Here is a 13975-nt window from a genome sequence, read left to right as displayed (position 1 = left end):
ACTTTATAGTAAGCGTATAATGAAGTATAGTAATTTTTAGGAGGTGTTAAATGGGTAGGGATTGGAATCATTTTAAAGAATATAACATTGATCCTTTTTCAGGAGAAATCAATTATCTTGATGGCGATTCTTACGGCTATGCGTATCAAAGTAGCGGTCAATTATATTCGCTATTAGCACATCACAATATCCTATTGCCGATATGTGACTACATCTATAATGAACCACATAAAATAAACGATTTAATTCAGCCTGAGTTAGTAGCGGCAGCTGCATCAAAGGCAATTGAGTTATTAAAAAAGCATAGCAACCCTCGAATTATAGTTGCTGGCGACATAGAATATCTTTTTGAAAATAAAACAATAGGTGAAATAGAGGAAGATAATCGTTCATTGATTTCAAGTCTTGAACGAATCAAGCAGCTTTCCGAAGAAGGCTTCTATTTTACTGTTGATCGAGATTAGGAGTGTTTTAGATGGCTAAAGCTAAATGTGCTTACTGCAAAGGACCAATAAAGGAACATTCCCCTAGTTATTACAATTGCGGTTGTCGTACTAAGCCCTCACCTGTTGCTGTATCCGTAGGAATGGTATTAGCTCACGATACTTATAAATCAACAGTTGAAGTTGCTTCCGCTAATTTAGATGTCGATATAGACAATCTAAACATAGATGAAGCAAAGGCTCTATTGAAGAAAATGCAATCTGATATATCTGAAGCCATTGTAAAGGCAACTAACGAACGAAAACAATATTGAAAAAGGACGGTGGTATCAGTGGACTTAACAGAGAATGAGATCAATACAGGTATCATTATCAAAGCTCTTTATGAAAATGTACAAAAAGGAATAACATCTTATACGATTCATCCTAAGTGGCAAGCAATTATTGATAATAATCGATTAATCATATATGAAGAAGCAGGATTGATTGAATCTAACGAAAATGTTTTAAACCTAACATCTAAAGGGCTAGTTGAGTTAAATGCATTATTTCATGAAAATAAACTTATTCCAGTAACCGAATTAATGCATAAATTATACGAGGATGCCGAAAAAATCGTCATTCATTTCAATCAATTTGTCAATTCTAATCAGAAGCATATTTGAATGAACAAAATGAAGTTAAATTAGTCCCACTCAATCCTGCACCTGATTATGTGAAACGTAAATTAAAAAGCTTCTTAAAAGCTAAAGCACGCTCGAAATAAAGAAGTAAAGGAGGTAAGTTATTTGGACTTTTCAACCTTACAAGAAGGTCAAAAAATTAATTATATTGGCGACAACCTTTTTGCATTTGGCGGAGAGTATACGCTTTACCCGATGAAAAAAACGTATCATGATCCTACACACTGCCCCATCGAAGATCGAGGAAAATTAGTCATCATTGAACTGATGAATGATGATACGCCTATGTACTTCAAAATTGACATGATAGACGCTAACGAATGGGAATTAGTAACTGAATAAATACAATGCCTTCATATAATAATAATACATTTATTATGAAGTTTTTTTTCAAAGAATAAGCTATTAAACAAAAGGAGTTGGTGTAATAATGGAAGAAATGAAAGGATTAACGATTAGGCAGCCCTGGGCGACTTTAATTGCACTAGGAGAAAAGAAGCTTGAATCACGCTCTCGTAGAACGCATCATCGAGGTATCATCGCAATTCATGCTGGTAAACAAATCGATAAGAATGCATATGAACGATTTGCAGAAGTGCTTAAAACATATGGTATTCATTCAATGAACGACTTGCCAGTTGGCGTAGTTGTTGCTACTGCCGAGATCAAACGCTGTCACGAAATCGTTGAAGATTATAAAGAATACGCCCTATCGAATCAAGATGTTGTTATTGATGGAAGAGAATATCAATATGGTTTTTACGAAAAAGGTCGTTTTGGTTGGGAATTAGACAATGTATATGCATTACCTGAGCCAATTCCAGCAAAAGGTCAATTAGGCTTATGGGGCTGGCAAATTCCTGAAGAAATACAAGCGTTTATTTCTAAAAGCTGTTCGTAATTGGTAGTCGAATAAAATATTTAAAAATTATATTCTACTATTCATTTGAAAGATTTTTGTTCAGCAAAGAAAGGAGAAATGAAGATGTTAAAAAAGGGTGACAAAGTAGAGTACGAAGGTGTTATAACAACTTGTTTAGGAAACGAATTTAATTTTTTAGGTACTGGTCCAGCCGTTGTTGAATTAGAAGATTTTGAAGGATGGATAAATGCAAAGCTTCCTAAACTCATAACTAAATTAGAAATTTTAAATAGTATTCCAGTGCTTGACTATGACACTGATAGTGATGACCTTTATACAGTCACATGCATAGATAACAACGAAAACCGAGAAAAGATAATGCACTTAGGTTACAAAGATGATGATATTGACAGATTTGTTGCTGAAGAAGGTTCTATTGAAATGACACACTTTGCATGGAAAATTGCCAACTATGCTGAGTTAGGTGACAGCTTCAATGGTTGGTTTGTAACTGAGGAATAATCTTGAGGATCGTATAAGAACAATTTTGTGCAGTAAAAAAAGGAGAGTGATTTTATTGAAAGAAGGGCTTCATTATAGAGATAAGCGAACAAATGAAATCTTACTCTTTTATCATTTCACCCGTAGTTGTCACATGTTTATAAATCAAAATAATGTTTGTATTGATAGACCTAAATACAATGTTTACGAGAGAGTAACAGATAAAAAGGCTATACAAGATTTTGAGGAATCACGTAAAGGGAAATCAAGAAAAAATGTGCGAGAAAAACCGCTATTTGGTTGGGATGTAGTGATGAATTTCAATACTGTATACGATTGATTACTAAATATAAAGTTAAAATTACTGCACAATATGTAGAATTGGTTAGTAAACAATAAAAAAATCATTGGGGATTCCACCGCAAAAGGAGTGTTATAAATATGGCGTATCAAATAGAAACTAAAAATGGAGAATGGCAGATCCTAAATACAGTAACTGATGAAATTATTGCTGAATTCGATTCAGAACAGGATATAAAACAATTTTTAGCCTATGAAAAAATTTATGAAGGAAAGAAAAAAGCGATTGAGATATTGATGTCCTTTCCAAATCAATGGATTATAAACGATAAATTTCAAAGAACAAAAAGTGGTATAGAAGATTATACCAAATGGATATTATCGATAAATCATTATGACACCTATACGGATTACTATAAAGCTATCGATAATAAATTAGATGAATTGCTTAATAAAGAGGTGGAAGAATGATGAAGAAAATTTCTGCACACTAAAAAGAAATGGTTCAGCAAAAGAAACAAATTGTTGAGTAAGAAAGGGGTGTTCTTATGTTATGTCCAGATTGTAACGAAGGGAATTTACAACATCTTCATAAATACGAATATTCGGAAATAAGGTCTATTACTAAAGACGGGAGATTGTCTAAAAAAGTACATTCTAAAGACTATGATGATTTAGGAGTGGAGTTTTTAGAGTGTCCTAATTGCAATTCGGATTTCTCATTTGACGAAGATTCTGACGGAAAAATCATTAATGTCGGACACCGAAAACTCAATTATTAAATAAATATTTAATCAACATTCCGTAAAAATTACTGCACAATATGAGGATTATTGGAAGGTGAATAGAAATGAGAAAGAAATGGGAATATGAATCGAGTCCAGTTGTAAGATGTGATAAATGCAAGAGAATTTACTCTGCTTTCGAAAAGAAATGTCCATATAAGCACGAAAAAAAAGAATAAATAACTACTGACACTTTGAGTATTTTGTACACTGGAAAGAAAATGTGCAGGAGGACTATATGGCAGAAAAAAAAGTCGAAGGTTATTTAGTCAGTAAAAATTTCGATAGATTCTTTATGGCTTTCTTATTAATTGGTGGAATTGTATTATTTGTAGTTTTCCCCTTATTGGTCTTGATGAATTGATTGATAAGCATTTCGAATAAATTGAATACTCTTTCTAAATAAGTATGCAATTAAACATTGTAAGGAGAAAATGATGAATTATTCTAAAAAGATAAAAATCAAAAGTATTAATAGTATGTTAGAACACATTATGTTGAATCCTGAATTAGACCGCTTAGATACTATCGATTTCGACAACTTACTTTATAAATCTGAACTGCTTTGTAAATTATCTCATGTAGGCTTAAACATGGTCATTTCTGAAATTGAACGTGCTTCCAATCTACAATGGAAGGATTTTATTGGAGATTCATCGTTTATCCACGCAATTGAAAGTCATAGCCATTTTGAAGAAGAAATAGACCATACAGATTACTTTCAAATCTATTGGACTGCTGAAACAGATAGCGTACCTAATGCAATGAAATATATCACACACTTCTATAAATCAAGCACTCAAGATAATATAGAAGTGTGGCACGCTGTATCTTTATGGCATTATGACAATACTGACGAAACGTATCTGAACTTTAGTGCTCGTATTCGTTCTTTATCTATTAAGGAATTGAAAAATGCAAAAAGCCTACGCCCTGCTACACTCGATGAAATAAAAGAACTGAATGAAAAATGGAAAAAACATCAAATAGAAACGGAAAAATTAAGAGAACGGTAGGAGGTGAGGTTTGGTGACGAAAGAAAAGTTTGATCGTTCAAAAACTCATGCTAACATTGGAAAAATTGGACATGTTGGGCATGGTCAAACAAGTTTAACGGCAGCCATTGCTGAAGTGCTGAACCGATGCAGCAAATGTCATGGATTAGGAACAATGAACAATTCAGACAAGCCCTGTGCGAAGTGTAATGGCACTGGCAAACGAGTACCTGCTTAAATAAATATCGTTACATTAGAAAACAGCCTTTTAGGTTGTTTTTTTATTTGTATTTATCACAACATTAAATCTTATTTTTTTTACAATTAAAAAAGCCCTAATATATTTCATTAAGGCTTTTCATGCTTATTATTCAGCTTTTTTAAAATCATCCATTGTCTGAATAGCTAACACCGATTTAACTTTTGTTCTACGTGCCATTGCTGCTATACGCTGTATTGAATCATTTAGCTTTGAGCCGACTGGAAATGCATAAAACGGCATTTTATGTGATCGAGCTGCCTTTCGAGCTTTTAATTCCTTATAAGTTTTGCAATAGCAATACTTTTTAACAAATCGTTGATGCTCTTTCAATGCCGCCTCACGTTCATCTGCTGTCATAGTCATTAGATTGAACTCATCGCAAGGAATAATAACGTACTTTTTATTCTCTTTTTTACGCTGTCTTTTCTTCATTGTTATCCCCCTCTACAGATAAAATATCCAGCCATTTATCAAATGATCCTTCATAAATAGCTACAAATAAGTCACCAAATTCTTCTGTTGTAAACAAGATGTCATAGTGTAAATCATGATCGCCTGTACCGTAACCCATTGATTCAATAATACCTATTGTTCCTTGAGGTATCGATTTTTCACAAACCTTTTCATCATATTCATCTACTTCAATTACTGTAAAAGCTTCTTTGACAATTACTTTTTCGACATGTCCATATTTATAGCTTATGCGTGACATTAATTACTCACCATTCCTTTCAATAATGTTTCCTCACGTACTTTTAATAATTCAGCCACTTTATAACGCTTCGCTTCCTCACCTTTATCAGCTGAAGCAATATCCTCCATGTCTGCAAATAAACCAAAATCTAAATTGCTTACTAATTCAGATGCCATATGCTCCTTAATGGAACTTTTATATTTATAGATTTCATTTACTTTATTGTCTAGCCAGTAGCGTAACAGAATAACTTCTAACTGACGTTTCGTTTCAACTCCTGGAGCAAAATCAACACCCTGCTTTACATTTTCAGATTGCATACGTAAAAATCGAATAGCACGCATCATCCCTTCGATTACACCCGATAAGCTGCCTCGAATATAAAAGCGATCTACTTCTGCTGGAGAAAATACCTGACGTAATGAATCAATTGACTTATTACATCTAATAGGTGCTTTTCGGCATCAATTAAACGTTGGATTTCTTCCTCAAGTTGTTTCATCGTTTCAATATCTTCAGTAAAAAGGACCCTCATTTGAGCGTGCTCATAATAATCGTTTAAGTTTAAAGCAAACGTTGTAAGCTCACTCATTTCTCGAACTGTTAATGTCCGATTCAATTTGATGAGAAACACTTGTTCCTCATTCCTGTATCCAATGTCACCAATAATTTCACCTGATTTAAATAAACTGGCAACAAACTCATATCCTTTTTGTACTGAAATTTGAATAGAAAATTTGTTCATTTTTACATATCCGTTACAGAAAACTTATAAAAAGTTACAAAACCTTTACGTTTCATTACTTCTTCAACGTGTCTGTTTTCGTCACACTTCTCACTACTCACATTTGATATGACACTCCAAAGTCTTAAATTCCCGACTAACGAATCGGTACATATCTACATCATCTTGTAAAATGAATTATGCAGATTGTAAAACACGTTCTCCATACTGCTTCAAATTGATTGCAGCCTGATAATCTCTATCGATATAATTGCCACAACGACATTGATAGAGGCGATCTGATAATTTCAAATCTTTCTTAATGTCACCACAGCCACTACATAATTTAGAAGAAGGAAACCATCGATCCGCTAAAATAAACGGTATGTGATTCCATTTCGATTTATACTCAATTTGTCGTCTAAATTCATAAAACAATTGCTGTTGAATCGCTTTCGATAGATGTTTATTTTTCATCATGCCACTCACATTCAAATCTTCTAAGACAATAAACTTTGGTTTTCGGTTTACGATTGTAGAAGTCACTTGATGTAAATAGTTGTGACGAATATTCGTTAGTTTTCGTGAAACTTTTAACAGGTGTTTTTCACTTTTGATAAGGTTACGTGCTTTCTTGTAACGTTCTCCTTCCTTATTATATTGGTATTTTCTTGATACCTTACGCTGTAACCTACGTTTTTTCTTTTCTAATTTTTTCACTTTGTTTGATTTATTGATATTTTTATAAACCGTATGGTCACTCACTACAGCTAATTCCTTTAAGCCTAGATCAATCCCTACACCCTCTGATTGCAGCGGAGCATCGTTTGAAGCCGATTCAACGCTTACAGACACCCACCAATTTAAACCATTGAATGTAATACGTGGATTCATGTATTTAACATGTTCATCAAAGGGTATGCGATGCTTTTCAGCTAATCGAATCCAGTTTAATTTCTGCTTATTCTTCTTTTTACTGGATGAAAACCCCTCTATCTTGACATGAGTAGCAGTAAATTTTATTTTCCCATTGTCTTGATAGAAACTTGGTGTTGATTTTCTCCTGCTTTTAAATCTAGGATACTTAGATAATCCCTTAAAGAAATGCTTATATGAATTACAAGCATCTTTAATTGCTTGTTTTGTGACGTTGTTACTTATTTCATTTAACCATTTATGACTGTCCGTTTTCTTCAATTGCGTAAATTCTTTTCTTAACTCGCTATCCGAGATAAATTTACCGCCATTCGTATAATTTTCTTGCTGCTTAGCGATGGTCCAGTTATAAGCAAATCTTGACGTATTGGCGTACTGAAACAACTTCGTTCGCTGTCGGTTATTCGGTTTCAGCATCACTTTTATTGACTTTATCTTGATTGCTTACCTCACTTCCTTCTATTTGCAACTTTTTAAAAGTTATTTTCAGCTGTTGTCATCCCCCTTTGTTAAGTGAAAGCCCTGCTATATATTTAGCATCTACTAATTTTTTATCGTGTGGCAAAGAATAGATTTCTTCTAACGCATCTTTCAAACGTTGATGTTCCTGCTGCATCTGAACGAAATGTAACTCTTGAGATACTTCCTGTGTACGTTCTGATCGAGTAATAGCATCCAACACTTTCATAATAAAGTCTGTACTAAATGCATCCTTATTGATTTCCTGAGCACGTAACAACATGACTGCCACAATTTTGTAATACAGGCGTTCATAGTCAGATTCCAATCCTCTAATTGTTTGCTTCAAAACATCCATTCGCTTTAGATCTAATTCACTCACAATCATCGAACTATCTTCATCACTTAGACCACTGCTAATGTCAGAAGTAAACATGCTTACAATGTCTAATGCTTCTTTGGAATCTGTTTTCTTCAATGCAACTGGACCATACTTAGCAGCATCTTTTTTTCGTTTCTCAGTCAGGTCAATTTCTTCTTGTGACAAAACGAGCGTATCACATCTATCACATCGAACCGAGCCCAAATAGTCTTGTGAAAAGTGTTTATCTGTTTCACACGAACACCCCTTTTGGGCTGCAATATCCCAATACTTATCCAAAAAGTCCTTCCCTTTCACACCTATCCAACTCAAAATATCAGCTTCCCTTCTTTATTAAATGCATTAATAAATTTATTGTATAGTACAACAAATAAATTTTCAAATATTTTTTGTAAAAAATAATTGACGTATAGTATTTTTTATTAGACAATAGAGTTACATAAAATAAACAGAACGAGATTATTCATTTAACATGGGAGGTTTTGTTGGTGAACAAAAGAACGGAGAAAAAGCAACAAAAACGAACGCTGCCTGTACGAATTCAAGGTAAACCATATGAAGAAATGACAGCTGCTGAAAAACGCCAATATGATGAATTTGTTCAAAACCACGCTGTTTGTGAAACATACGATGAACATAAAAAACGGTTAAAGGAAGAGCAGCCTATTACGTACCGCACTCGTAAGCCGAGCAAGCTTCTTTCTTTCTAAAGGGAGGCTAGGAATTGGACATTGAAGGTTTAATGATAATGATTGTGACAATCTTAATCATGAAAAGCATTCAGCGTGGCATTGAAGCGTACTTTAAGCGTAGAAAGATGAACACCTATTACGCTATTTATGAAAATAAGATTTTAACGGAATACATGCCTTTTAAAAAGGCAACTGAATATGCAGAAAACGTGCATTATGATTTTAGAAAGACTACTCAATTAGATCATAAAAAGCGTATTATCAACATCATTGTAGATCGATACGATGAAATCATTGAATAGGAGTTGATATGTTAATGGATAAAGATCAGTACATTGCCTACCTGGAGCAACAGAATCGATTCATGCATCATGAGCTGGCGAAAAAAGATAAAATCATCAAGGAGCTTACGAATAATTGGATCAATTCATTTACGCTCGCATTAGATCTGATGAATACCTATATCCCAAATTGGAAAAATCAAGTGATGCCTCAAATTACAAGGCTTAAAAACTTAATTCGTTCGATGGAGCAAAATTCATCGAAAAAGAAGGTGGGATTATGATAGAAATTGTATTGCTAATAGCGGCAACACTTGCTCTAGCGATTTTTAATAAATGCTATCTACAGCCGAACTTACGATGGAAAAGTTATTTAAAGCTTCGTGAATATGCTACACCAATTATAGCCAACGCTCCGCAATGGGAAAGTTTTATGAAATATGCTGATGTATACTTTGATGATTTACGTAATGAAAGCGATATTGATTATGGCTTCCCTGTTTTTGACCATGAATTACACATGTTTAAGCAGTTACTAGACGATGGCTATGCAGTACACAACATTACTGGCATTCAAAAGGATATGTATGAAGAATTGGCACATATGGATCGATTGGTTGGAAAATATAAAGAACTAATGAAGCAGGACAATTGTTTGAAAAATGGCGTTTGGAACGCATTGATTGATTCGAAACGAAACTTAGAAAAGATTATAGAAAAAGGCGTAGATGAATTTACTGAAAAAGGAGCTCACTAGCATGGGCTATTCATAATAAATAGTGGAATCTAACATTTGAAATATCCGACTAAGTATTTGAAACATTTTGTGCAGTAGTGGGGTGAAAAAATGAGGACAAATATTGAAGAACTATTGTGTCACAAACATTACTTTATTGCTTCTGGACGCATGTATCCGACAATGGACTTGGTATTTTTTCGTGTGTTAGTTTAACTCAACATAACGTCAAAAATGTTGAGTATAGATAATTGAAGAAGATATTTTCGAAAAAAAGAGGTACTACGCAGCATACTTTGTCTTTGCACTTTGTAGTTATTGTTTGTTTCAACACATTTAAAGATTGGATTTAATACTAAATAATTCGAGAATAATACGAAAAAAAGCTTAATAAGCGAAGGGAGAATCATAAAAATGTATTTAGTATTAACAGCAATTCCTTTAGTCGTTGGTTTTGGACTTATTTATTTTTCTTTTGTTAAAGAGATTGAAAAAGACATTGAAAATCAATTAAAAGAAAAAGCGAACTAAATATTCCGAAAAGGATTTGAATTGTAATAAAGAACAAAGGAGTTGAGGGAACGTGCAAACTGAACACTTACGTAAATGCTACAGCTATGCTATTAGTTATTTAACACTTGAGATTGAAGAATTGAAGAAAACAATCCAGGAAGAAACAACGATGGCTCATATGAAGCCGATATTGGAAAAGCGTTTGAAGGAGCTGGATCAAGATTTAGCAGATATTCAGCAATATCAGTTAGACTAGCTTCGGCTAGTTATACATAGAACAACTTTAGCAAACCTAAATGTTTGCAACATACTTTTATAAGTTAATTAACAGTTATATAACCATTAGCCAACTTATATTGAAATGAATATACTTTTTACACAAATCATTTAACTAAAGGAGCTTGATCAACATGAAAGAAAATGAAGTAGTTTTTCCAGTGTTTGCGACGATTGAATTTTTTGCAGAAGAGGAAGAGGATCATCCCGATGGATTATCAGTACTCGTATATAGCGGCTATGAGCTGTTTGAAAAACTACGTTTATTCTATGAGAATAAATATGAAGAGCTGTTTGGCTATCCTGTTTACAACATTCATTTAGATCGTGTGATTTTCAAATCACAAAATGACGAAGTGGACTTCACTTTAAACGTTAATAGCAATGACGATATGTACGGTAAGCTTAAAGTAAACCCTACTAAGATGGCAGATAAAAATGCTCAAACTATCGCTATGATACGTGAAGTAATTGATTTCGATCCTGAAGCAGAAGATAGCTTGATTCGAAAGTTCTTTGCAAAATAATCATTTCAAGGGGGCGGCAATGACTGCTCCCCTTTTTTCTACTCTAATTAAGAAGTATACAGAAACTTGAAAGTTTGGAGAGTGACATTTATGGCTTATCAGAAACCGATATGCGAATGTGGAAGTGACTTGCGTTATTCAGGACAGGCATTTGTGATATTAAATGTTCGAAGCAACGGAAAAATAAGTCGATTTAACCCTTATTTATCTACATCAGATAAAGGGCATTTATGGTGTCTGTCTTGTAAAAATTATTACGCCTTTGAATTGGATGAAAAAGAACGTATTCTACGTGGCAAACGTATTCGATCTAAAGAAAACTTAATGAATGCAGGTGATCAATAATATGCAGTTTTTAATTTTAAACAATGGAACGTCTAGCTTTTTTGAAAACGGTGTATTTACACCAACTTGGATTATCTTAATTGCTTTATTAATCATTATGGTGCTGGCTTTATTTACCCAAATGAGATTTCACAATCCATTGATAGGATTTGAAGAGGACGAAGATGTTGAACCCTCTATCTCTCCCCTCTCATTTACGAGCTGGTTTTTATCAGTTAATGAGTATGAATGGCAGCCGTTCTTCATTGAACGTTATGATTTACTTACTAAATCAATGAACGATTACAAACATTGGTGCAAAACACAAAATCATTTGCCGAATTGGGACGGTGGAACAGAAAAATTTAATCCGACTATACAATAGAAGAAACTCATAATTTTATAGTCAATTTGTTAGGATGTGAACACTATATTTATTGGCAAAAACCTACGCAATTTACGGATTTTACATGGTTACACACAAATCAAATTGAGTGAGCTTAGCAATATTTCTGAACATGACATATGGCAATATGAAAATGGCTATAAGAAACCGACATTTGAACATATAAACATATTGAAAGGTATTTTTCATGTAAAGGCGACTTATTTTTATCGTAATGATCTGATACATGAACAGCCAAACAATATCAATGTTCACCATATATCTTTCAGATTTCTAAACGATTAGCAACGTCAAAATTTAATATATAAAGGAGTGATTGAGATGATTATTCAAAATACAAATTATACAGCAAAATACGATTGGGGCGACACGACTGTACAAGGTGGCGATGTTGGATTGGTTTTAACCGATAAGGGTAACTACAAAACCGCCTTTGTAGAAGCATTCCCTAAAAATCCTCGAACCTTCATTCGTGGCGAAGGCAAAACGATTTCAGAAGCTGAAGATGATGCATGGGAACAATACCAACGAGTATTGAATTGTGATGGACATGAATTTGAACGAAGAGGCTACCGAAACGGTGCTGGCTTCTGTAAAAAATGTAACATATTCAAATCAAAGGTGTTTGAGCCTTCAGAAAAATGTGTTGTTTGCGGCTGCAATACTTTCTTTGCTAGTGATACTGATGGAAATTACTATTGTGAAGAACATAAGAGTGAAATTCCTGAAGATAAGCAGTGGGACATCCCTCGTAGAATACGAGAAAGGATGAATAATAAATGAGCCGACTTAATAAAATGATAGGAATAGCAGTATTTTCTTTACTTCTCGTTGGATGTTCAGAAGGCAACTATAAATCAGAAAATCCTAAACCTGTAGAAAAAGAGCCTCATAATTATGAAGTAAGCGAGTATGTTGATAGTGACGGATGTGAATACTTAATTGTCTATACTGAAAAAATAAGTTCAAATATACAAGGGTTTGGCGTAGGAGCTGGTATTACAGCTAAACCAAATCAACCAGCAGCCTGTATGGAAAATGCTCCGCTATAACAACTATAGAATGGAGTGATGTTATGTCAACAATTACCAATACAAAAACTGAAGGCATTGAAAAAGCAAAATCAATTCTTACTGAAGCCTATAAAAAGAATGAAATTTTAAATTGGGAATATGATTCCCTGTTATATGGCGTTAAGCGAATAGGAGAATTTTTAGATATAGCCTTTGAAGGATCTACGATAAAAGACATTCAAAGCTTCCTCGCTAAACACAAGGAACGTGTCGATGCCATTGTTCAACGTGAATTAAAAGGAATTTATGATGAATTTATTGTGCAGCAACTAGAAAAAAGCGGTGAAGTTGATTCTGTAAAATCGCAATTGACGGAAGAATTTGTGGTGAATGTCCGAGATGCCTATGAAGTACACTTTGAACATCCGAATGGCGTTCATGCTGAACATGCTGAATCGAGTATAGATGTTGTTGTCTTTCATAATGGTAGTTACCTAGTAGACAATGATGGCTCCCCTCTTCCAGTATTTTCAGAAGAACAAGTGATTTTTATCATTCAAGCACTAGCTGATTATACGTCAGAGTTTGAAATAATTTCATCTGAAAATGATCCTGAGAAGCATGAACTATATTTTAAATTTGAAAGCAATGAGCTTTGTGCCGTAACTGCCTTTGTTGCAGCTGTAAAACAAGTATTCTTACAATTTATTGCCGAATTCGGCATACATGAACTACGTGCTCGAAATAATACTCTAACGAAAGAAGTGATTAAAGAATGGGGAAAGAATTAATTTTAGTAATAACTATTCAAGATGTGAAATATGAAAATCATACCTGGCGGAAAGGTAAGCACTATGAGCTCCAGCATTTAGATGCTGAAACGGATCGGCTGTATTCGGAAAGTACGTATATTGACTTAGGGAAAACAGAAATGCTTCATCTATTACAAGACTTTGAGTTACTTACTTCACCTAATATGCTCCAAACGGAACGCATTCAATGCCCTCATTGTTACTATGTAAACCAAGAAGGCATTACAGATATGGCAGTAGATACAGGAGATCTTGATGGACAGTTCGCTCATGAATGCTCAAGCTGCAAACAGACTTATCATGTGCAGTTTATTTACAATCCGCATGTTAGCACTACAAAAATACCTATTTATGAAGGGAATGAATAAT

The 13975-nt window shown here is 33.9% G+C and carries 29 protein-coding genes and 1 pseudogene; 24 read left to right on the top strand and 6 right to left on the bottom strand.

From position 1 onward, the window contains the following. The first annotated feature begins 50 nt into the window (after window positions 1-50). The 11 genes and pseudogenes from ACOMCU_RS00895 to tuf all read left to right on the top strand — a co-directional run. A complete protein-coding gene (locus ACOMCU_RS00895) occupies window positions 51-464 on the top strand; it encodes a hypothetical protein (protein WP_421049088.1) in 414 nt (137 codons plus the stop codon). Between the two features lie 11 nt (window positions 465-475). Next, entirely contained in the window at window positions 476-757 is a 282-nt protein-coding gene (locus tag ACOMCU_RS00890; protein WP_421049087.1) for a hypothetical protein, read from the top strand. 18 nt (window positions 758-775) lie between these two features. Next, window positions 776-1108, top strand: a complete 333-nt coding sequence (locus ACOMCU_RS00885; protein WP_421049086.1) for a hypothetical protein — start codon at window positions 776-778, stop codon at window positions 1106-1108. Window positions 1109-1231: 123 nt separating this feature from the next. Continuing rightward, window positions 1232-1468 (top strand): hypothetical protein, encoded by a 237-nt coding sequence (locus ACOMCU_RS00880; RefSeq protein ID WP_421049085.1) that lies wholly within the window; start codon window positions 1232-1234, stop codon window positions 1466-1468. 88 nt (window positions 1469-1556) lie between these two features. Beyond that, window positions 1557-2027, top strand: a complete 471-nt coding sequence (locus tag ACOMCU_RS00875; RefSeq protein WP_421049084.1) for an ASCH domain-containing protein — start codon at window positions 1557-1559, stop codon at window positions 2025-2027. An 84-nt stretch (window positions 2028-2111) separates the two neighbouring features. Beyond that, the gene (locus tag ACOMCU_RS00870; protein WP_421049083.1) at window positions 2112-2510 is read left to right on the top strand and encodes a hypothetical protein; all 399 of its coding nucleotides are present in this window, start codon (window positions 2112-2114) and stop codon (window positions 2508-2510) included. Between the two features lie 55 nt (window positions 2511-2565). Beyond that, window positions 2566-2829 carry a hypothetical protein gene (locus tag ACOMCU_RS00865; RefSeq protein ID WP_421049082.1) on the top strand — a complete coding sequence of 88 codons (264 nt, stop codon included), beginning with the start codon at window positions 2566-2568 and terminating at the stop codon, window positions 2827-2829. Window positions 2830-2930: 101 nt separating this feature from the next. Next, complete coding sequence (locus ACOMCU_RS00860; RefSeq protein WP_421049081.1) at window positions 2931-3260, top strand: hypothetical protein; 330 nt, start codon at window positions 2931-2933, stop codon at window positions 3258-3260. A 552-nt stretch (window positions 3261-3812) separates the two neighbouring features. Continuing rightward, entirely contained in the window at window positions 3813-3938 is a 126-nt protein-coding gene (locus ACOMCU_RS00855; RefSeq protein ID WP_421049080.1) for a hypothetical protein, read from the top strand. Between the two features lie 73 nt (window positions 3939-4011). Next, window positions 4012-4590 carry a hypothetical protein gene (locus ACOMCU_RS00850; RefSeq protein WP_421049079.1) on the top strand — a complete coding sequence of 193 codons (579 nt, stop codon included), beginning with the start codon at window positions 4012-4014 and terminating at the stop codon, window positions 4588-4590. A 13-nt stretch (window positions 4591-4603) separates the two neighbouring features. Further along, window positions 4604-4744, top strand: a pseudogene (gene tuf, locus ACOMCU_RS00845) (elongation factor Tu); the annotation flags it as partial. A gap of 192 nt (window positions 4745-4936) precedes the next feature. On the opposite strand, the gene ACOMCU_RS00840 reads toward tuf, so the two are convergent. The 6 genes from ACOMCU_RS00840 to ACOMCU_RS00815 all read right to left on the bottom strand — a co-directional run bounded on the left by ACOMCU_RS00840 (window position 4937) and on the right by ACOMCU_RS00815 (window position 8338). Continuing rightward, the gene (locus tag ACOMCU_RS00840) at window positions 4937-5263 is read right to left on the bottom strand and encodes a hypothetical protein (protein ID WP_421049078.1); all 327 of its coding nucleotides are present in this window, start codon (window positions 5261-5263) and stop codon (window positions 4937-4939) included. Then, the gene (locus tag ACOMCU_RS00835; RefSeq protein ID WP_421049077.1) at window positions 5244-5543 is read right to left on the bottom strand and encodes a hypothetical protein; all 300 of its coding nucleotides are present in this window, start codon (window positions 5541-5543) and stop codon (window positions 5244-5246) included. Before ACOMCU_RS00835 ends, ACOMCU_RS00840 begins: the two co-directional genes overlap by 20 nt. After that, on the bottom strand, window positions 5543-5872 hold the full coding sequence (locus ACOMCU_RS00830; RefSeq protein ID WP_421049076.1) for a hypothetical protein: 330 nt from the start codon (window positions 5870-5872) through the stop codon (window positions 5543-5545). Before ACOMCU_RS00830 ends, ACOMCU_RS00835 begins: the two co-directional genes overlap by 1 nt. Window positions 5873-5916: 44 nt before the next feature. Next, a complete protein-coding gene (locus ACOMCU_RS00825; protein ID WP_421049075.1) occupies window positions 5917-6270 on the bottom strand; it encodes a hypothetical protein in 354 nt (117 codons plus the stop codon). Between the two features lie 177 nt (window positions 6271-6447). Further along, window positions 6448-7620 (bottom strand): RNA-guided endonuclease InsQ/TnpB family protein, encoded by a 1173-nt coding sequence (locus ACOMCU_RS00820; protein ID WP_421049360.1) that lies wholly within the window; start codon window positions 7618-7620, stop codon window positions 6448-6450. Between the two features lie 61 nt (window positions 7621-7681). Next, complete coding sequence (locus tag ACOMCU_RS00815; RefSeq protein ID WP_421049074.1) at window positions 7682-8338, bottom strand: hypothetical protein; 657 nt, start codon at window positions 8336-8338, stop codon at window positions 7682-7684. A 176-nt stretch (window positions 8339-8514) separates the two neighbouring features. Between ACOMCU_RS00815 and ACOMCU_RS00810 the strand changes: the two genes are divergently transcribed. From ACOMCU_RS00810 to ACOMCU_RS00750, 13 genes are all read left to right on the top strand, one after another. After that, a complete protein-coding gene (locus ACOMCU_RS00810; RefSeq protein WP_421049073.1) occupies window positions 8515-8736 on the top strand; it encodes a hypothetical protein in 222 nt (73 codons plus the stop codon). 14 nt (window positions 8737-8750) lie between these two features. Next, on the top strand, window positions 8751-9020 hold the full coding sequence (locus ACOMCU_RS00805) for a hypothetical protein (protein WP_421049072.1): 270 nt from the start codon (window positions 8751-8753) through the stop codon (window positions 9018-9020). 14 nt (window positions 9021-9034) lie between these two features. Continuing rightward, window positions 9035-9283 (top strand): hypothetical protein, encoded by a 249-nt coding sequence (locus ACOMCU_RS00800; RefSeq protein WP_421049071.1) that lies wholly within the window; start codon window positions 9035-9037, stop codon window positions 9281-9283. Then, entirely contained in the window at window positions 9280-9756 is a 477-nt protein-coding gene (locus tag ACOMCU_RS00795) for a hypothetical protein (protein ID WP_421049070.1), read from the top strand. Before ACOMCU_RS00800 ends, ACOMCU_RS00795 begins: the two co-directional genes overlap by 4 nt. Window positions 9757-10318: 562 nt before the next feature. Next, the gene (locus ACOMCU_RS00790; RefSeq protein ID WP_421049069.1) at window positions 10319-10504 is read left to right on the top strand and encodes a hypothetical protein; all 186 of its coding nucleotides are present in this window, start codon (window positions 10319-10321) and stop codon (window positions 10502-10504) included. A gap of 154 nt (window positions 10505-10658) precedes the next feature. After that, window positions 10659-11051 (top strand): hypothetical protein, encoded by a 393-nt coding sequence (locus ACOMCU_RS00785; RefSeq protein WP_421049068.1) that lies wholly within the window; start codon window positions 10659-10661, stop codon window positions 11049-11051. A 90-nt stretch (window positions 11052-11141) separates the two neighbouring features. Beyond that, window positions 11142-11396, top strand: coding sequence for a hypothetical protein (locus ACOMCU_RS00780; RefSeq protein ID WP_421049067.1), 255 nt, complete (start codon window positions 11142-11144; stop codon window positions 11394-11396). 1 nt (window position 11397) lies between these two features. Next, window positions 11398-11760, top strand: coding sequence for a hypothetical protein (locus tag ACOMCU_RS00775; protein WP_421049066.1), 363 nt, complete (start codon window positions 11398-11400; stop codon window positions 11758-11760). Window positions 11761-11796: 36 nt separating this feature from the next. Beyond that, entirely contained in the window at window positions 11797-12066 is a 270-nt protein-coding gene (locus ACOMCU_RS00770) for a helix-turn-helix domain-containing protein (protein WP_421049065.1), read from the top strand. A 36-nt stretch (window positions 12067-12102) separates the two neighbouring features. After that, window positions 12103-12564 carry a hypothetical protein gene (locus tag ACOMCU_RS00765; RefSeq protein ID WP_421049064.1) on the top strand — a complete coding sequence of 154 codons (462 nt, stop codon included), beginning with the start codon at window positions 12103-12105 and terminating at the stop codon, window positions 12562-12564. Then, window positions 12561-12833, top strand: coding sequence for a hypothetical protein (locus tag ACOMCU_RS00760; RefSeq protein WP_421049063.1), 273 nt, complete (start codon window positions 12561-12563; stop codon window positions 12831-12833). Before ACOMCU_RS00765 ends, ACOMCU_RS00760 begins: the two co-directional genes overlap by 4 nt. Before the next feature lie 23 nt (window positions 12834-12856). Beyond that, window positions 12857-13585, top strand: a complete 729-nt coding sequence (locus ACOMCU_RS00755) for a hypothetical protein (RefSeq protein ID WP_421049062.1) — start codon at window positions 12857-12859, stop codon at window positions 13583-13585. Next, window positions 13570-13974: a hypothetical protein gene (locus ACOMCU_RS00750; RefSeq protein WP_421049061.1), complete on the top strand. Its 405-nt coding sequence runs from the start codon at window positions 13570-13572 to the stop codon at window positions 13972-13974. The genes ACOMCU_RS00755 and ACOMCU_RS00750 overlap by 16 nt, the downstream gene beginning before the upstream one ends. The last annotated feature ends 1 nt before the right edge of the window (window position 13975 follow it).

Source organism: Lysinibacillus sp. UGB7 (assembly GCF_049058285.1).
GTDB lineage: Bacteria > Bacillota > Bacilli > Bacillales_A > Planococcaceae > Lysinibacillus > Lysinibacillus sphaericus_B.
Note: the sequence above shows the minus strand (reverse complement) of the source record. Positions and strands in the feature narration are given on the sequence as shown.